Source organism: Coprococcus sp. TF11-13, assembly GCF_003481085.1.
Taxonomy (GTDB): domain Bacteria; phylum Bacillota; class Clostridia; order Lachnospirales; family Lachnospiraceae; genus Coprococcus; species Coprococcus aceti.
In genome coordinates, this window is record NZ_QUKK01000001.1 from 21,818 (window position 1) to 40,873 (window position 19,056).

Below are 19,056 nucleotides of genomic sequence, written 5' to 3' on the forward strand. Positions count from 1 at the left end.
ATAACGATGGGAAAATACACAAAGGAAGACATACTGAAAAAGGTCAAAGAAGATGATGTTGAGTTTATAAGACTTCAGTTCACAGATATTTTTGGTGACCTTAAGAACGTAGCGATAACCTCAAGCCAGATAGAGAAGGCACTTGACAACAAGATCATGTTCGACGGTTCTTCTATAGAGGGCTTTGCAAGAATTGAGGAGTCAGATATGTATCTGTATCCTGATTATGATACATATGAGACATTCCCTTGGAGACCACAGCAGGGAAAGGTTGCAAGACTTATATGTGATGTATATAAGCCTGATGGAACACCATTTGAGGGCGATCCAAGATATGTACTTAAGAGAGCTCTGGCTGAGGCAAAAGAGATGGGTTACACTATGAATGTAGGTCCTGAGTGTGAGTTCTTCCTCTTCCAGACAGATGAGAACGGAATGCCTACAACTAACACATACGAGAGAGCAAGCTATTTTGATCTCGGACCACTGGATTTCGGTGAGAACGCGAGAAGAGATATGGTTCTTACTCTTGAGCAGATGGGATTTGAGATCGAGGCATCACACCATGAGGTAGCTCCTGCACAGCATGAGATAGATTTCAAGTACGGTGAGGCTTTGAGAACCGCCGACAACATCGAGACATTCAAACTGGTTGTAAAGACTATTGCCAAGAGACATGGTCTCTGCGCAACATTCATGCCAAAGCCAAAGTATGGCGTATGCGGTTCAGGTATGCATATGAACATGTCGCTCCAGAAGGATGGCAAGAACATATTTGCAGATGAGAACGATAAGCTCGGACTTAGCCAGGAGGCTTACTGGTTCATCGCCGGAATCATGGAGCATATGAAGGAGATGACAGCCATCACCAACCCACTTGTAAATTCATACAAGAGACTTGTCCCAGGCTATGAGGCTCCTATTTACATCGCATGGTCAGCAAAGAACAGAAGTCCACTTATCAGAATTCCAAGTGCACGTGGTGCAGGAACAAGAGTTGAGCTCAGATGTCCGGATCCAACAGCTAACCCATACCTTGCCATGGCAGTATGCCTTAGAGCAGGACTTGACGGAATCAAGCGTCAGCTTCCAGTTCCGCCAAGTGTAGATACAAATATATTCAACCTCACTGCAGAGGAGAAGAAGGCACGTCATATCCACAGCCTTCCTGCAAACCTCAGAGAGGCAACTCTTGCCATGAGCGAGAGCGACTTCATGAAGGAGGCAGTTGGTTCACACATCTTCGAGAGATATACAAGTGCCAAGATGGATGAGTGGAATGAGTACACAAGACAGGTTACAGACTGGGAGATCTCAAACTATCTGTACAAAGTCTGATCTTATACACGAACAATATAAAATGATGAGTAGTATAGGTAAGCGGAGCGAAAGGTCTGCTTACCTATATATTTGATAATAGCTATACGTACACGATTGAGAGGGCTTTGATTTGGTAAATGTTATAATAGTTTTTCCGAAAATAGAGGAAGCAAAGAGTATAAAGAACCTGCTCATTCGCAATGGTATAAGTGTTACAAAGGTGTGTACAACCGGAGCCCAGGCGGCGCAGGCTGCGGATGCGTGTGACGATGGAGTCATAATATGTGGATATAAATTCCTGGATATGATGTATTCAGATCTTGAGAATTATATTCCAAAATATTTTGACATGATCGTGCTCAGCAGCAAGAAGAATTATGAGGAAGTCCGGGATAGCGGCGTGGTATGTCTGTCTATGCCGATAAAGTCCATGGACTTTGTGAATACCGTAAGTCTCACAATAGAGAATCTTCTGTGGGAGAGAAAAAAGAGAAAGTCCAGGCCAAAGGAGAGAACCGAGGAAGAGAAGAAGGTCATCAAGGCGGCAAAGCTCAAGCTTATGCATGACTTTGAGTATGATGAACAGGGCGCTCACAGATATCTGCAAAAGAAGAGCATGGATAACGGTATAAATATAGTCGAGATGGCATATATGATACTGGATAATTCAGATTGTTTCTAAAACAGATCAAGAGGGAGGCTTTCTATTGCGATTCACGAAGATGGAAGGACTTGGAAATGACTACGTGTACGTGAACTGCTTCAGAGAAAAGGTGTATGATCCGGAGATCCTTGCCAGGCTTGTCAGTGACAGGCACAGGGGCATTGGGGGCGACGGACTGATACTTATAGGATCTTCGGCCAGGGCTGATTTTAATATGGATATATACAATGCGGACGGCAGCAGGGCAGAGATGTGTGGAAATGGCATAAGATGCCTTGGCAAGTATGTATACGACCATGGAATGACGGAGAAGACGGAATTTACTGTGGAGACACAGGCGGGTATAAAACGGCTCAGATGCATTCTGCAGGATGGAAGAGTGGCTGCGGTGTGTGTGGATATGGGCAGACCTGATATAGGTGCGGCTGTCGAGACGGCTGTTCTGCCTGATGAAACTGTGGATTTTGTCCGGGTATCCATGGGCAATCCCCATGCGGTTGTGTGGGTGGATGATATATATGTCTGTCAGATGGAGACTTTGGGGCCTGAGATGGAGGCGCATCCCATGTTCCCGAACAGGACAAATGTAGAATTTGTCCAGATCGTTGACGAAGATCATATGCGGATGCGCGTGTGGGAACGCGGATCCGGCGAGACATTTGCGTGCGGTACAGGCGCGTGTGCGGCTGTGGCGGCGGGGATAGCTGCCGGCAGGACGAGAGATTCGGTAAAGGTCTCATTGCTTGGAGGAACTTTGGATATTGATTACGACAGGCAGAATGAAACTATGTACATGACAGGACCGGCAAGGGAAGTATTTGAAGGCTGGACTGATATATATTAGGAGGAAAGATATGTTTAAGGCAAATGAAAATTATTTAAAGCTTCCGGGAAGTTATCTCTTCTCAACAGTTGGAAGAAAGCAGAGAGAGTACAGCGCAGCACATCCTGACAAGAAAGTTATAAGACTCAGTATCGGTGATGTGACTCAGCCACTTGCACCGGCTATCATAGAGCGCCTTCACAAGGCTGTAGACGAGATGGCAGTTGCGGAGACATTCAAGGGATACGCTCCTGATCTCGGCTACGAGTTCCTCAGAAACACCATAGCAAAGAACGACTATGCTGACAGAGGCGTGGATATATCTGCTGATGAGATATTTGTCAGCGACGGGGCAAAGAGTGACTCAGCAAATATCCAGGAGATATTTACAGCAGACAGCAAGATCGCAGTATGTGATCCTGTATACCCTGTATATGTTGATTCAAATGTAATGGCAGGAAGAACAGGAACATACGACAAGAACACAGAGTTGTGGAGCGATGTAATTTACATGCCATGTCTTGCGGACAATAACTTTGCGCCAGAGCTTCCAAAGGAGACACCTGACATCATATATCTGTGTTTCCCAAACAACCCTACAGGAGCAACGATCAAGAAGGATCAGCTTCAGGAGTGGGTAGATTACGCAAATAAGGTCGGAGCAGTCATCATCTACGATGCTGCATACGAGGCATATATCAGCGAGGAGGATGTTCCTCATACAATATATGAGTGCGAGGGCGCAAAGACATGTGCTATCGAGCTCAAGAGCTTTTCTAAGAACGCAGGATTCACAGGAACACGTCTTGGCTATGCTGTAGTTCCAAAGGATCTGAAGGACGCAGATGGCGTGTCAATGCACAGCCTGTGGGCAAGAAGACATGGAACAAAGTTCAATGGCGCTCCATACATTGTTCAGGCAGCAGGAGACGCAGTGTACTCAGACGAGGGCAAGGCTCAGACAAAGGCTCAGATCGCATACTACATGAACAACGCAAAGGTTATCTCACAGGGACTCAAGGATGCGGGTTACACTGTATCAGGCGGTGTAAATGCGCCATACATCTGGCTTAAGACACCGAACAACATGTCATCATGGGATTTCTTCGATTATCTGCTTGAGAATGCAAATGTAGTCGGAACACCAGGCTCAGGCTTCGGACCAAGCGGTGAGGGATATTTCAGACTTACTGCATTCGGAACTTATGAGAATACAGTTGAGGCTATAGAGAGAATCAAGAATATGTAATACAGCTATAAGCTGTGGTGTATACATGCATGGATCAGCGTGTGTGATCCGAGATATATACGTTACAGTACATAGTGTCTTTGGTATGCCTGCAGGCACTCCGGTAAGGGGAGTCTGCGGGCATGTTTTTTGTTATTTGTCGGTCTTTACTCATATATTCAGATTTGATATAATGACTTATAAGGGTGATTAAAAGCCAATAACGGAGGTATTGAGATGAAGGATAACGGACTTTTGGTACAGTATTTTACAGCGAATACGACCGACAGCCAGGATTTATGGAAAAAGGCAGCAGAGGACGCTGCGGTTCTGAAGAAGATGGGGGCTACGGCTGTATGGTTTCCGCCTGCTACAAAGGGAGCACAGGGCAAAGAAGATATGGGGTATGCTCCGTACGATCTGTATGATCTGGGAGAGTTTGATCAGAAGGGTTCAGTTGGAACCAGATACGGAACTAAGGATGAGTATATAGCTGCTATAAAGGCTATGAAGGATCAGGGGATAAATGTCTATGCGGACATTGCGGTCAGACAGAAGCTCGGCGCTGACAGGATAGAGAAGGTTACAGCAGCCGACTTCAACACCAAAGATATTCCACAGATGATCGGCAATAAGAAGACTGTGGGAGCACTTTCAAAGTTTACATTCCCTGGAAGAAAGTCAAAGTATTCCAAGTTCAAGTGGAACTGGAAGCATTTTGCGGGAATAGACTGGAAGCAGGAAGAATTCAAGAAGCGTGTGTGCGCTCTTGAGGGCAAGGATTATGACGAGGCGGACAAGGAATATTCCAAGTATGACTATATAATTGGAAGCGAGATTGATTTCTACAATCAGGAAGTGTATGACGAGCTCATGGCGTGGGCTCAGTGGTACGAGAAGACCACTGATGTGGACGGATTCAGATTCCAGGAGGCGGAGGCTATCCCTGCATGGTTTGTGAAGGATTTTATTGAAGCGACATCTGATGTCCCTGTAGCCGCTAAGAAGAAGGGCACAGATGAGGCTCCGGAATATGTACATAAGGACATATTTGCTGTCGGTGATTTCTGGCACTGGAATACAGAATATCTGAATGGCTATATCAAGGCCACAGACAATGAGGCATCCATGTTCGATGTGCCATTGCACTTCAATTTCCACGATGCATCTGTGGCAGATGGAGAGTATAACATGGCAGATCTGCTTAAGGGTTCACTTATGATGAGCAATCCGGAGAAGGCTGTTACATTTGTAGATAACCACGAATCCCAGGTCGGAGGAGTTCTGGAATCGTACGTTGAGGATTGGTTCAAGCCTCTGGCGTATGCGGTCATACTGCTCAGAGAGCAGGGCTATCCGTGCCTGTATATCGGCGACTATGCGGGAATACCACAGGTTAAGGTAAAGTCGAAGAAGACGATACTGAATAAGCTGCTCAAGCTCAGAAAGAAATATGCATACGGAACTCAGCACGACTACTTTGATCACAGCGAGGTTGTTGGATGGACCAGAGAGGGCGACGAGGAGCACAAGGATTCAGGACTTGCGGTTGTCATGTCCGATGGAATGGGCGGCACCAAGAGAATGTATGTGGGCAGACAGTTTGCGGGAGCACATTTTGCAGATGTCATGGGTAATGCCAAGTATGACATCAAGATAGATGACGAGGGCTGTGGCGAGTTCTATGTCAACAGAAGAGGCCTTTCAGTCTGGATCAAAAAAGATTGCAAATTATAAGAAAGTGGTATATAGTATATATTACTTTATCACGCTAAAGTCGTGAAAGTCAAAAAGGAGCTTAGACATGGGAAAAACAGTACATACAGAGGCAGTACAGGATCTGTTTGAGGCAATACTTACATTGGAGACAGAAGAGGAGTGCTTTAATTTCTTTGAGGATGTATGCACGGTGAATGAACTGTTATCTATAGCACAGCGTTTTGCAGTGGCCAAGATGCTGAAGGAAGACAACACATATCTGGAGGTTGCGGAGAAGACCGGAGCGTCCACAGCCACGATAAGCAGGGTCAACAGATCCCTGAATTATGGCAAGGACGGATATGAGCTTGTATTTTCAAGAATGAAGAGCTTCCAGCAGAATGACAAGCAGAGCAACGAGAAAACCGACAAGTAGTCAGACAAAACCCCTGAACGATAAAATGTAATCGTTCAGGGGTTTTATTTTGTGTTACAGGCTGGAGTCCTGTGAAATCTGGTCGCAATACTTGTTGGTTGTGCGTAAGCTGACTATTTTTTCTTGCCCTCGGCTGCGGCGTTTGCCTGTGGCTGCTTAGCCTTTGCGGCTTTGGCTGCTACCTGCTCTCTGGCTTTCTGTGCCTGGGCTTTAGCCTTCGCCTTGGCATCTTCCTCAGATTCCTGTCTGAGCTTGTCTACCAGATGCTCCACATATTTCTTCTTGGCATATATATCAACTGAGAGAAGTGAGATCATGCTGAGATCGTGGAGATAGGAGTCCTTCTCAGGATCGTACATGGCATCAGCCTTGTTGGCTGTTCTCACGATATCCTTGATGATGTCACCGTAATGCTGGGATAGATGCTCATACAAGTGGGCGTATATATCAGAAATATCCTTTCCGTCCTTGTTGGAATCAAAATAACCATCTATAAGAGGCTCAAGCAGAGTCTGTATATCGTTGATGCTGAGCATGTTCTTCAGGTAGTATATATAAATGAGCAGTATAAGGTGCTGCTTAGAATATCTCTTCTTGTTAGGCGATGGCAGAAGATTGTTCTTCGTGTAGTTGTTGATCATGGTCTTGGTCATCACCTTGTCCTCGTCATTGCGCCTGTTCTTTCCAAGCTGATCCTCCATGAAGGTGGTCAACTGATCCATGTACAGGTCAATGGAAGGAATATCCTTAGGGTTTATATAATCAAGGCCACCGGCCATTGATATTATGTCTTTAATATTTGTCTTTTTATCCATATAGACACCTCTTATATTAGTTGGAGCACGCACAGGAACTGCTGTGCGAAAATGCTGTTCATAAATACCGTTCACAAATTGACATATTCCAACAGTTGTACGTGCTGTGTATGCAGTATGCATTGTTTACGCAGCATGTGCTGTTTTGTGCAGTATGTGTTGTTTATGCAGTGTGTAATACCGCATATAAACAGTTGATTTTGAATCAACACGACATATTATATAGTATTCAAAACTACATTACAAGGTTGTTTTACTATAAAACGTATTAATTTGTTAAAAAATCAAGAGGAAAGAGAATGCTCAGGACGCTAGCTGGCTGCAAGCTTGACGATTGTATCTTTTTGAGCCGAAAAAAGAGAAAAGCACACAAGCTTTCGCAAGCCTGTGTGCTTTTCGTAAATTCCTTCGAGAAATATCACAAAATTGTATCTTTTTCAACGAAAATGTCTGTTTGCGCATAACCCCGCCACCCGGCGCTGACTTACTCACCATCGGCGTCGCCTGGCTCCTGCGGAGCCAGCGTGATAAGCACTCTGGCGACTCGCTTTTTGTCCATCTCAAGTACCTTGTAGATGCATGAGATGTCGGTGACGGACTCGCCCTTGGCTGGAATGTGATCCAGCAGCTCGGTTATGTAACCGCCGAGGGAGTCGTAGTCCTCTGATTCTATCTTTAGATTCAGTGCATCATTCAGATCATCCAGCTTGATGGAGCCATCGACGTTGTAGTGGGTGTCGTCAACCTTGATGATGTTGTTGTGTTCCTCCGTGTCGTACTCATCCTTGATGTCTCCGATGATTTCCTCAATGAGATCCTCAATGGTAATAAGTCCTATGCAGATTCCGTACTCATCGAGCACGATGGCCATGGTATTGGAATCCGACTTCATGGAGTGCAGAAGATCATTGGTCTTCTGATATTCATATACATACAGTGGCTTTCTCATGATGTTGCGAACGCTGAAATTATTGATATCATGGGTTGCCTTGTAGAAGAAGAGATCCTTAACATGAAGGATACCGATCACGTTATCTCTGGAGTCCTCATATACAGGAATTCTCGTATACGGTACTTCCATGTAGAGCTTCAGCAGATCATCATAAGCCATATCAACAGAGGCGATGGTCATATCTGCTCTTGGAATCATGACATCCCTTGCAATGGAATCTCCGAAGTCCACCACATTGGTTATCATTTCCTTCTCTTTGTCCTCGATGACGCCTTCCTCCTCACTGACGTTCACCATGCTTATGAGTTCATCCTCGGTCATCTTCTGGTTCCCGCCGTCCTTGTCGAGCCTTATGATCCAGAATATAAAATCAGCGATCTTATTCACTATGAATATCACAGGTGTGAGCACTATCATAAGGAACTGGATTATGTCAATGTATAACAGCGATATCTTCAGGTTATAACGCTGAGCCAGGGTCTTTGGCGTGATTTCTCCGAAGAGGAGAACGATCAGTGTCAGGGCTCCGGTTGCAATACCGACAGCAGAGCTTCCAAATGCCTTTGTTACGAATGTGGTCGTGAGAGAAGATGCTGATATGTTGACAATGTTATTTCCTATAAGAATAGTGCTTATCAGCTTGCTTGAATTCTCTGTGACCTTGAGAACCCGTGAGGCTCGCTTGTTGCCGTTGTCTGCAAGAGACCTGAGCGAGAATTTACTCACCGTTGTGAGTGCTGTTTCAGCTGAAGAAAAGAATGCGGACAGTGCGATCAGCACCACCAGAATGATAATGTTTATTATGGAACCTGCGTCCAAGATTTCATCTCCAATCATTTAAAAAATTTTTAATTCTGATTGTACTTAATATATAGCATATTGTCAAGAATCCGTACCTTGATGTGGCAAAGAATCAGCGAAGAATGAAATGGGGAATAAAAAGCAGAAAAAGACACACAATAATAAGGCAGCAGAAAAATGCATAGCAAAAAGGAGAGAACATCATGAGAAGTTCAACAGAAACCTACAAAGAAGTTGCAGAGAGATGCAGTGCGTATGAGAAGAAGTGTTCTTGTAAGGGTCTTTCAAACGATGTGACGGGTAAGAGTTGTCTTAACTGCGATCATTTTACAGACACAGAGTACTGTGAGCTTGATCTGTATGATCCTATAGTCAAGAATCTCTAGCTGGCAGCCGGAAATTTCTGGTAAATGATATCAGAATGGAAGAGTGGAGCGGGGCAGGAAAAGCGCCGCTCTGTACATAAAGTAAAGTTGACACATCTGACATGTATTGATATACTTAATCACTGAAAATGGAGGCGTTTGCGTGTGCAGACAGAGTAAATAGTGAAAGGTATATACGTCGATGATTAGTGCGAATAACGTAACATTGAGATTTGGTAAGAAGGCTTTATTTGAGGATGTAAATATCAAATTTACAGAGGGTAACTGTTATGGACTGATCGGTGCAAATGGTGCCGGCAAGTCAACTTTCCTGAAGATCCTGTCAGGAGAGATAGAGCCGTCAAAGGGTGATGTGACCATGAATGATGGAGAGAGACTTTCAGTTCTCCAGCAGGATCACTACAAATACGATGAGTACCAGGTGCTTGACACAGTAATCATGGGTAACAAGCGTCTGTATGAGATAATGAAGGAAAAAGATGCTATATATATGAAGGAGGACTTCTCAGACGAGGATGGAGTCAAGGCTGCAGAGCTTGAGGCTGAATTTGCTGAGATGAACGGCTGGGAGGCTGAGTCAGATGCCTCAACACTTTTGAATGGCCTTGGTGTAGGCACAGAGTATCACTACAGCCTGATGAAGGATCTGGACGGCGGACTCAAGGTCAAGGTACTTCTTGCACAGGCTCTTTTCGGCAATCCAGATGTGCTTCTTCTAGATGAGCCTACTAACCACCTTGATATGGATGCTATTGCATGGCTTGAGGAGTTCCTCATCAACTTTGAGAACACAGTCATCGTTGTATCACATGACAGATATTTTCTTAACAAGGTATGTACACATATAGCAGATATAGATTACAGCAAGATCCAGCTCTACGCAGGAAACTATGATTTCTGGTATGAGTCGAGCCAGCTGATGATCAAGCAGATGAAGGAAGCGAATAAGAAGAAGGAAGAGAAGATCAAGGAGCTTCAGGAGTTCATTCAGAGATTCTCGGCAAATGCTTCAAAGTCCAAGCAGGCGACATCACGTAAGCGTGCTCTTGAGAAGATCGAACTGGATGATATTAAGCCATCGAGCAGAAAGTACCCATATATCGATTTCAGACCTAAGAGAGAGATCGGAAATGAAGTGCTTACCGTGTCACATATTTCTAAGACAGTTGACGGTGAGAAGCTTCTAGATGATATCTCATTCACAGTTGGACATGACGACAAGATAGCATTTGTAGGACCAAATACAAAGTCAACAACCATGCTCTTTAAGATACTTGCAGGCGAGGAGGAGCCTGATGAGGGAAGTTACAAGTGGGGTGTTACAACTTCACAGGGATATTTCCCTAAGGACAACACCAAGGAGTTCGACAACGACCTTGTGATAGTAGACTGGCTCACTCAGTATTCAGATGAGAAGGATGCCACATATGTAAGAGGTTTCCTTGGAAGAATGCTCTTTGCAGGTGAGGATGGAGTTAAGAAGGTCAAAGTCCTCTCTGGAGGAGAGAAGGTAAGATGTCTTCTGTCCAAGCTGATGATCATGGGGTCAAACACCCTGATTCTTGATGAGCCTACAAACCATCTGGATATGGAGTCGATCACAGCGCTCAACAACGGACTTATCAAGTTCCCTGGAGTCGTATTGTTCTCCTCACAGGATCACCAGTTTGTACAGACAACAGCCAATAGAATTATAGAGATAACAAACACCGGTCTCATAGACAAGCAGACTACATATGATGAGTATCTTGCTAATGACGAGCTTGCAAGAAAGAGACAGGTTATGAATATGGATTCTGAGGACTGATATATTGATATATGATCACCTGAATACAGATCATGACAGAAAAAATGGCTGTGACACAACAATATGTCACAGCCATTTTTTCTTATTCTATACCAAGATCAAAAATGTAATTCAACAGCTTGATAATGTGGTCAACATTCTCCTCGCTGTTGCCCGGGAATGAGAGATACACATCGTTGTATCCCAGGTTCATGCGGTTGGCAAAATCCGTTCCGCTGATGTTTATTGCGTATGCGGAAGTGTGATTTGCGGAATCCTGCGCCGTTACTACACGATCCTTGAGCTCTCCCTCGAAGAGAGTTTTGAGAGTGCCATCATATGTATCAAGCGGATGTATCAGATTTATCCAACTGCAGCACTCAACTCCGGCCTTGTCGGATATCAGCACATCATATACATTGTCCTCGCACAGCAGCGGGAAGGAAGAGTATTCCGTTCCATTTGCATCGTAGTCAGCGTCAAATGTAGTCGGATCGTAATGCAGGTTCTGCATATATTTAATCTTGTCCGAGTCTTTATAATTATAGTAGCTCTTATAGTCGTCTATAACGGATGTGTCCACGCTCCATGGATCAGGACTGTTGACCACCGCATATGCAAATACCGTCGGCCGGGTATTGGAATATACCGCCAGTGAGATCCAGGCCAGTGACACTACGATCATCAGTATTCCTATGATCTTCCATTTGTTGCAGTCTATAAAATAATGAAAACGCTGTGAGCGTGTCATGTCCGCTGTCTCAGCCTTTTTTTGCGCCCGTCTGTATCTGCGGCGCTCTGATCTCGTCATGGCGTGAAGTTCAAGACTGTTTTCGGTCGCAAGGTCCGCTTTGGGCGCTGCAGATCTAGGATCTGAGAAACCGTCGGCCACCTCACGCTTGACACCCCTTGGCTGGATCAAAATGTCATCCGGGGCATCCTTCTGTGTGCTTTCCAGCACCTCTTCCTGTGTATTATCTTTTTTGCTCATTCAAAACTCCTCTGCACGAAAAGAGCCGGAGGGCGTCCGGTCTTCCGCGTCAAATATATTTAATAATAGTATACTAACATATAGAAGAGGAGAACAGAACCCCTCCAATAGTGAAAAAAGTCTAAAATTTAAAATTGCACAATAAAACAGACCGGTTTTGCATGCACTATACATAATGACTAAAAGAAAACCCTGTAAATAAGCTGTTTTATATATATAAAGTACAGTTGCCATATTAGCCGGAAAGGCGCATGGAATGTACGAAAAATAGACTATTTGACAAAAATGATAAAATACACGCCTTATAGATAAAGTTTAATTAGTTATTTTTTTAGCTTAAAAAAAGGCAAATGTGCAAAAAAGATAAAAAAGCTCAAAAAAGGGGTTGCCAAATTAGATAATATGCCCTATAATAAGCCTATGTTGACAAGGACGTTGTCAATAAAATCACAACAGAGGTCATGGAAAAGCATGACACGGCATTCCGGATATGCTCGATAAGGCGATTTTAGAGCATAACATTGGAATAGCACACATATTTAAAAGGAGGGTTTTTTTGTGAGAAAAATCAAAAAGGCGTTAGCACTTTCATTAGCTATGGCAATGGGATTATCACTCGTTGCATGTGGCGGAAATGATGATGCTACAACAGAGGCTAAGACAGAGGCTAAGACAGAGGCAACAGAGGCAACAGACGCAGCATCAGATGATGCTACAGAGGCAACAGAGGCAGACGCTTCAGCAACAGGAGCAATTGCAGCACCTAGCACAGATGGCTGGGATGACAGCAAGAAGATCTACGCTTACTCATGGGATGAGGATTTCTCAAAGAAGATGAACGTCGTTCTTGACAAGTTCCCAGAGTACAAGGATTATGTTGAGTTCGTAACACTTGGTGTTGGTGGAACATCAGATGAGTACAAGACAGCTATCGACACAGCTCTTAAAAGTGGAGACAAGTATCCTTCACTTATCCCAGCTGATAACGATGTAGCTAAGTACTGGTCAGAGACAGACGCAACAGCAAACCTTACAGATCTTGGATTTACAGATGATGTTATGGCTAATTCATACGACTTCGCTAAGCAGTATGGAACAAAAGATGGACAGCTTAAGTGCGTTACATGGCAGGCTACAGCAGGTTCTGTATTCTACAGAAGAGACATTGCTAAGGAAGTTCTTGGATCAGATGATCCTGAGACAGTTCAGGCAGCTCTTGCTGATTGGGACAAGTTCTTCGAGACAGCAGACAAGTTAAAGGATGCTGGATACAAGATCGTATCTGGTCCTTCAGATGTTAAGTACGCTATCTGGGATACTCAGTCACAGCCTTGGGTAACAGATGACGGTTCATCAGAGAAGCTTACACTTGATGGTGCAGTTACAGAGTACCTTGAGACAGGTAAGAAGATCTATGATGGTGGATATTCAAACAACACAGCCCTTTGGGATTCATCATGGGCTGCTGATATGACAAATGATTCAAAGGTATTCTGCTACTTCGGATGTCCTTGGTTCATCGGTTCAATGCAGGGTAACGGCGCTGTAGATGGTAACTGGGGAGCTGTTACAGGCCCTACATCATACCACTGGGGCGGTACATACGTAATGGTTGGTAAGGATACACCAAACCCAGAGCTTTGTGCATTCCTTCTTTACGAGTTAACATGTGATCCAGATGTTGGTGTTGAGATCACAAACAAGACAGGTGACTGTGTAAACAACAAGGCAGCTAACGAGAGACTTATCAATGGTGAGCTTTCAAGCGACAATGCAGCTCAGAAATTCCTTGGCGGACAGAACCCAATCGAGGTATGGGCAGCAGCAGCAGAGGGAATCAACCTCAGCAACGTAACATACAATGACGCTTCAATCAAGGGATTCATCGATGAGGCAGCTACAGCTTACAACTCAGGTACATACACATCAGTTGATGATGCTGTTAAGTACATCGAGGACAAGTGTGCTTCAGAGCTTGGTATCTCAAAGTAATCTATCCCTAAAATAAAGGATAAAACTATAAAGTAACAAAATGCACGCATCAGTAATGAAAGTTGCTGGTGCGTGTGTACTATAGACCAATATTTTAAGGGGGGCGTATCACACTATGAAAAAGAACAAGACAGTTGAATACGGCAAGTATGGTTTGATGTTCCTCATTCCGTTCTTCCTTGTTTTCCTTATCTTTCAGCTGTATCCACTTATCTATACGTTCTACAATTCACTTGTCTACTCAGCTAAGAATGGTAGATATGTGACAACAAGCGTAGGACTCGGTAACTTTACCAATTATGTGTTTGCAAAGACCGGAAGTGAGTTCTGGCAGGCACTTGCTATAACAGTTGTTCTGTGGATAGTAAACTTCATCCCTCAGATCCTTCTCGCACTTGTTCTTGCTGCCTGGTTCACAGACATCAAGGTTAAGTTAAAGGGTCAGGGTGCATTCAAGGTAATCATGTACATGCCTAACATCATTACAGCAGCTACAATCGCCGTTCTCTTCTACAGTATGTTCGAGGTTCAGGGACCTATCACGAGCCTGTTCAGAAGTTGGGGATGGTGTGATGATGGTGGTATCCTGAATCACGGCTGGGCATCACTTATAATCATTGCTTTCATCCAGTTCTGGATGTGGTATGGTAATACAATGATTGTCCTTTGTGCAGGTATTCTCGGTATCAATCCATCACTTTACGAGGCAGCCAGTGTTGATGGTGCTACATCAAAGCAGCAGTTCTTCAAAATAACACTTCCACTGCTCAAGCCGATCTTACAGTACACACTCGTAACATCAGCTATCGGTGGTCTGCAGATGTACGATATTCCACAGCTGTTCAACGAAGGTAACCCAGTTGTAAGAGTAGGTGGATCAGATGTCAATTCTACAACAACAGTAGTTATGCTTATCAAGAAGTATGTAAGTGCAGGTCCTACACAGGATTATGGTAAAGCTGCAGCTTACTCAGTAATGCTTTTCGCATTCACATTGATAATAAGCTTACTGTTCTATAAGCTGACATCAGAGAAAACAGCAAAACAAGGAAAGTAGGTGAACAAAGTTGGATCAGACAGAATCAAAAGCAACAGGAACGAGAGTTTTTAGATATGTCATTTGTATCATACTTTGTTTCCTGTCAATCATACCGTTTTATATTTTGGTAATAAACTCAACACTTAAGTCCAGTGATATTCTTACAGGAATAAAGCTTGTTCCTGGATCACAGTTCATCACTAACTTCAAGGGACTTTTAGAGGGTAGTGCTAAGACGAGTGGAGTAAACGTACTTCAGGCTATGCTCAATTCATTGATTATCACAGTACCTGCAACAGCTCTTCAGATCTACTTCGGTTCTCTGACAGCTTACGCAGTTACAGTTTACAATTTCAAGGCAAAGAAGTTTGCATGGGGCTTCATATATGCTATCATGATGATTCCTCAGCAGGTATCTATCGTAGGTTTTATCAAGGTATGTAACCTCACACATATTTATGGTTCATATCTTGCAATGATCATTCCAGCGATCGCAGCACCAACAACTGTTTACTTTATGAAGCAGTACATGGAGACAGGTCTCTCGACAGAGATCGTAGAGGCTGCCAGAATTGATGGATCAGGAGAAATTCATACGTTCAACACGATCGTACTTCCTCTTCTGAAGCCGGCTATGGCAACTCAGGCAATCTTCGGATTCGTTGCATCATGGAATAACCTGTATACACCTTCTATCATACTTGCTACAGAGAGAAAGAAGCAGACAATGCCAATGTACGTTCAGGCGTTAAAGGCAAATGATAAGTCAAGAGATTGGGGTCAGATCTATTGTGGACTTTTCACAACAGTTCTTCCAATTCTCGTAATGTACTTCTTCCTTTCTAAGTATATTATTGCAGGTGTTGCACTTGGTGGTGTAAAGGAGTAATATATATTGTAATCAATTAAATATAATGTAGGTATCGATGACTCTCGGGTTGATCGATACCCGCATTATATTATTTTTTTTTCTAACGAGACAATAAGCGAAGAGGACATTTTGAATGAGCGAGATATCAAACAACAGGGAAGAGAGCAGAGAGAATGACAGGGGAAAAGAGAAAGAACCACTTCTGAGACGGGCAATGGATGCGTTTGGAACTATATTTGCACTTAATGTGTGCTTTGTAGTTGGCTGTATACCTATATTTACAGTGGGGGCATCGCTGTCAGCTCTTTATGCTATGTGTATAAGACTGCAGGAGGATGAGGAAGAGACGGTTGTCGCCGGATTTATCCATGAGTTTAAGAGAAGCTTTAAACAGTCGACCATAGCGTATTTCTTTATTCTGCTTGCGATATTTGTAATGTATTTTGAATTCCTGCTTGTCAAGAGAGTGACGGGATTCATATCTACATTCTACACAGGAATTCTTGTGACAGAACTTATATTTATGGGACTTATTGTTCCGTTTTTGTTCCCGTTGATAGCCAGATACAACAATAAGCTGGGAACCACGGTGAGAAACTCACTGGCTTTGGCTATCACATATAAGGGATCATGGTTAAAAGTATTTATCGCATGGTTTGCACCTATATTTATATGCGTGAGATACCCTATTATATTTGTGAATATATGGTACCTGTGGGTTTTATTCATATTTGGTGCGATTGCATACGGAACCAGTACGACGATGAGGAAGATATTCAGACTCAACGAGAAGAAACTGGAGGAAACCGCCCGAAAAGCCGAGGAAGAGGCAAAGAAGGCAAAGGAGGAGGCTGAAGCTGCTGCGAAACTGTTAGAAGCCGAGGCTGAAGCTGAAGAAAAGGATAAAGAGGATACAGGGAATAAAGAAGACTTGGATTCGGAACAGGCATGAAGCATGAAGATAGTGATATTTCCCATAAAAGAGGTTAAAGAGAAATCTTTAACCTCTTTTTTTATGAAAAAGTGTCACATTTATGATAATGTAATCGTTATATATAGTGAACGTTCAAAAAAGACAGAATATCAAGGGGTGTTTATGGCGGGGAACACATGAAAAAGGATAGGGAAATTATGCATAATGATAAGAAAGACAGCGAATTGATAGCAGAATATTATGACAAGTACGAACAGAAGTTATACAGGCTGTCGTATGCCGTATTGGGAGATATATGGCAGGCGGAGGAGGCTGTACAGGAGACATTTCTGAAAGTCATAAGATACAGGGACATGATAAAAAGGATGCCGGAGGAGAAGAGGTCGGCGTACATAACCAAGACTGCAAGAAATATCGCTGTTGATATGTACAGGAAAAATAAAAGAGATAAAGAGGCTGTGTGCAGTCTGCAGGGGGATGACGATTCCGCGGAACTTGCAGACAACATCCTGTGGAGTCATGCCGATCCATCGGTGAAGAGCAATATGGCTGATGAGGTGGAGAACAGGCAGTTGATAACAGGCATACTTGGTAGATTATCTGATGATGATGCCCTGGTGCTCCAGCTAAGGATAGTGCGGCAGCTCAGTGTAAGAGAGACGGCTGATCTGATGCGGCTGACAGAGGCTGCGGTCCGGAAGAAATATGAGCGGGCGGTAAAGAGAGCGCGAAAACTGCTGATGAAGGAGATGATGCTGGATGGAGAATAGGAATATGGAGAATGTTGATAACACGGACAATACGGATAATATGGACAAGCTGTCTGAACATGAATTTTCGGCAGAATACAAAGCTAAAAAGGAAAGTCTGCTCGCCGGAATGAGAGATATGGAGGAGTCCGGCAGATCGACAGGCCTCAGGAAAAGACATGGAGGAATGGAGAGATTTATCAAGGTTGCAGCACTGCTGCTGTGTGGTGTGATCCTTATACCGGTATCGATCCATGCTGCGGTCAGCGTGTATAGATTTACGATCGAGAAGAATGGTGGTTATGCAAGTGGAACGATAGAGCTCAATGACGATGGTGTTGCCACAGCTGCAGATGACACCGAGAGCACGGAGACTCTGGACGCGATGAAAAAGAGAATGGCGGAGGAGGAAGAAAATGGAACAAAGAGCATAATGAAAGGAAGCGATGGTAATTCATACATGATAAATTCTGGCAAAAGATACGTGGAGATCACTCTTGATTATCTGCCGGAAGGCGTGGTTCAGGTCGAGGAATGTAAGTATGACAGCCCGGACAGGGAAGGATATATGGGAATATCCATAGCGGCAACCCAGTGGAATGGACAGTCGAATACTGTGATAAACCGAAGCATCGAGGATGCCACAGTCAGACAGGCGGGAAGTTATGAGTACCTGATGTTTGAGAGGGGAGGAGTTGATTGGGGATTTGATAGAGTGCTGTACGTTCCGATAAAAGAAGAGTCCGTTATTCTGACTGTGTATATCGGCTGCGATATAACGGATGAGGAACTGGACAAGATCGTGACCGGAATAAATGTCAAGGATGCTGAGGGTGATGATCCATCTAATTGGGTCGGAGTTGACTCAACATTTTATGATGACAATCCGGATAATGTTGATACGATCCAGGTGGATGACAAGTACACATTTATAGGATTGGACGAGTTGTTTGTTGTGGATGGCGTAGAGATGACGGTAAACAGTGTGAACGTATACGATGACACCCAGGGAATAGATCCTGCGGATATGCTCTGTGTTGTGGGAGATCTCGAGGAGAAAGGTCTGGTGGATACGGACGGAAACTTTGTGGATGTCAGATGTCGGAGGATGAACGAAGCGACAGATAACAGCTTTACAAGCTGGGGAGATTATAATAACAGCAGCTTGCGGATGGTTGCGGTGGATATCACATATAAAGCGGACTACAGAGCATATCCGTATGACGATATAGTTATAGATCTTGAGAGGGGAGAAAAACTCTCGGGGGACAAGCTGGCGCCACCGGTTGACACGAATTATTATTGCGGAGATGGTGAGCCTCGTGCGAGTTATGGAAGACGGATGACATATGGAGTACCTGCGTATGTAGTAGATGACGGCACAGAGATTGCTGAAAAGAGCGTGGATGGCTACTGCTGCCTGAAGAGGGATGGCGAAGAACATTTGCTGACGGTGTATTTCCTTGTTGACGAGAGTGAGCTTGAGGATTGTTACATGCAGGTAAGTCCGAGCAGTTCAATGGCAGGTTATTATGAGTATATGACAATATATCTTGGTGAAGGAGAGTAAA

At 44.0% G+C, this 19,056-nt stretch carries 17 protein-coding genes; 14 read left to right on the top strand and 3 right to left on the bottom strand.

Annotated features, from left to right (window positions below):
• The first annotated feature begins 6 nt into the window (after nt 1–6).
• From glnA to DXD11_RS00140, 6 genes are all read left to right on the top strand, one after another.
• Nucleotides 7–1,338, top strand: a complete 1,332-nt coding sequence (gene glnA, locus DXD11_RS00115) for a type I glutamate--ammonia ligase (RefSeq protein WP_117548547.1) — start codon at nt 7–9, stop codon at nt 1,336–1,338.
• Between the two features lie 112 nt (nt 1,339–1,450).
• Nucleotides 1,451–2,002 carry an ANTAR domain-containing response regulator gene (locus DXD11_RS00120; RefSeq protein WP_070098466.1) on the top strand — a complete coding sequence of 184 codons (552 nt, stop codon included), beginning with the start codon at nt 1,451–1,453 and terminating at the stop codon, nt 2,000–2,002.
• A 25-nt stretch (nt 2,003–2,027) separates the two neighbouring features.
• Nucleotides 2,028–2,828, top strand: a complete 801-nt coding sequence (dapF, locus tag DXD11_RS00125; protein WP_118016783.1) for a diaminopimelate epimerase — start codon at nt 2,028–2,030, stop codon at nt 2,826–2,828.
• 10 nt (nt 2,829–2,838) lie between these two features.
• Nucleotides 2,839–4,056: an LL-diaminopimelate aminotransferase gene (locus tag DXD11_RS00130; RefSeq protein ID WP_022216612.1), complete on the top strand. Its 1,218-nt coding sequence runs from the start codon at nt 2,839–2,841 to the stop codon at nt 4,054–4,056.
• A 216-nt stretch (nt 4,057–4,272) separates the two neighbouring features.
• Nucleotides 4,273–5,772 (top strand): alpha-amylase, encoded by a 1,500-nt coding sequence (locus tag DXD11_RS00135; RefSeq protein ID WP_117548549.1) that lies wholly within the window; start codon nt 4,273–4,275, stop codon nt 5,770–5,772.
• A gap of 67 nt (nt 5,773–5,839) precedes the next feature.
• On the top strand, nt 5,840–6,169 hold the full coding sequence (locus tag DXD11_RS00140; RefSeq protein WP_015533300.1) for a YerC/YecD family TrpR-related protein: 330 nt from the start codon (nt 5,840–5,842) through the stop codon (nt 6,167–6,169).
• 113 nt (nt 6,170–6,282) lie between these two features.
• Here DXD11_RS00140 and DXD11_RS00145 read toward each other — a convergent pair whose 3' ends face one another.
• Together DXD11_RS00145 and DXD11_RS00150 are read right to left on the bottom strand one after the other, a co-directional pair.
• A complete protein-coding gene (locus tag DXD11_RS00145) occupies nt 6,283–6,984 on the bottom strand; it encodes a DUF1836 domain-containing protein (protein WP_118757535.1) in 702 nt (233 codons plus the stop codon).
• A gap of 484 nt (nt 6,985–7,468) precedes the next feature.
• A complete protein-coding gene (locus tag DXD11_RS00150; protein WP_330410571.1) occupies nt 7,469–8,755 on the bottom strand; it encodes an HlyC/CorC family transporter in 1,287 nt (428 codons plus the stop codon).
• 185 nt (nt 8,756–8,940) lie between these two features.
• Here DXD11_RS00150 and DXD11_RS00155 point away from each other — a divergent pair, with 185 nt between their 5' ends.
• A complete protein-coding gene (locus DXD11_RS00155; protein ID WP_015533298.1) occupies nt 8,941–9,123 on the top strand; it encodes a hypothetical protein in 183 nt (60 codons plus the stop codon).
• Nucleotides 9,124–9,304: 181 nt separating this feature from the next.
• Entirely contained in the window at nt 9,305–10,930 is a 1,626-nt protein-coding gene (locus DXD11_RS00160; RefSeq protein ID WP_117548552.1) for an ABC-F family ATP-binding cassette domain-containing protein, read from the top strand.
• Between the two features lie 82 nt (nt 10,931–11,012).
• Here the strand turns inward: DXD11_RS00160 and DXD11_RS00165 are convergent, their stop codons facing one another.
• Complete coding sequence (locus tag DXD11_RS00165; protein ID WP_022216609.1) at nt 11,013–11,900, bottom strand: hypothetical protein; 888 nt, start codon at nt 11,898–11,900, stop codon at nt 11,013–11,015.
• Between the two features lie 558 nt (nt 11,901–12,458).
• Between DXD11_RS00165 and DXD11_RS00170 the strand changes: the two genes are divergently transcribed.
• The 6 genes from DXD11_RS00170 to DXD11_RS00195 all read left to right on the top strand — a co-directional run bounded on the left by DXD11_RS00170 (nt 12,459) and on the right by DXD11_RS00195 (nt 19,055).
• Nucleotides 12,459–13,892: an ABC transporter substrate-binding protein gene (locus tag DXD11_RS00170; protein ID WP_117548553.1), complete on the top strand. Its 1,434-nt coding sequence runs from the start codon at nt 12,459–12,461 to the stop codon at nt 13,890–13,892.
• A gap of 115 nt (nt 13,893–14,007) precedes the next feature.
• Complete coding sequence (locus tag DXD11_RS00175) at nt 14,008–14,949, top strand: carbohydrate ABC transporter permease (protein WP_117548554.1); 942 nt, start codon at nt 14,008–14,010, stop codon at nt 14,947–14,949.
• Nucleotides 14,950–14,959: 10 nt separating this feature from the next.
• Nucleotides 14,960–15,820 carry a carbohydrate ABC transporter permease gene (locus tag DXD11_RS00180; RefSeq protein WP_117548555.1) on the top strand — a complete coding sequence of 287 codons (861 nt, stop codon included), beginning with the start codon at nt 14,960–14,962 and terminating at the stop codon, nt 15,818–15,820.
• Between the two features lie 115 nt (nt 15,821–15,935).
• On the top strand, nt 15,936–16,754 hold the full coding sequence (locus tag DXD11_RS00185; RefSeq protein WP_118757536.1) for a YesL family protein: 819 nt from the start codon (nt 15,936–15,938) through the stop codon (nt 16,752–16,754).
• Between the two features lie 179 nt (nt 16,755–16,933).
• Nucleotides 16,934–17,506 (top strand): RNA polymerase sigma factor, encoded by a 573-nt coding sequence (locus tag DXD11_RS00190; RefSeq protein WP_118757855.1) that lies wholly within the window; start codon nt 16,934–16,936, stop codon nt 17,504–17,506.
• The gene (locus DXD11_RS00195) at nt 17,496–19,055 is read left to right on the top strand and encodes a hypothetical protein (RefSeq protein ID WP_118757537.1); all 1,560 of its coding nucleotides are present in this window, start codon (nt 17,496–17,498) and stop codon (nt 19,053–19,055) included. The genes DXD11_RS00190 and DXD11_RS00195 overlap by 11 nt, the downstream gene beginning before the upstream one ends.
• Nucleotide 19,056: the final 1 nt, after the last annotated feature.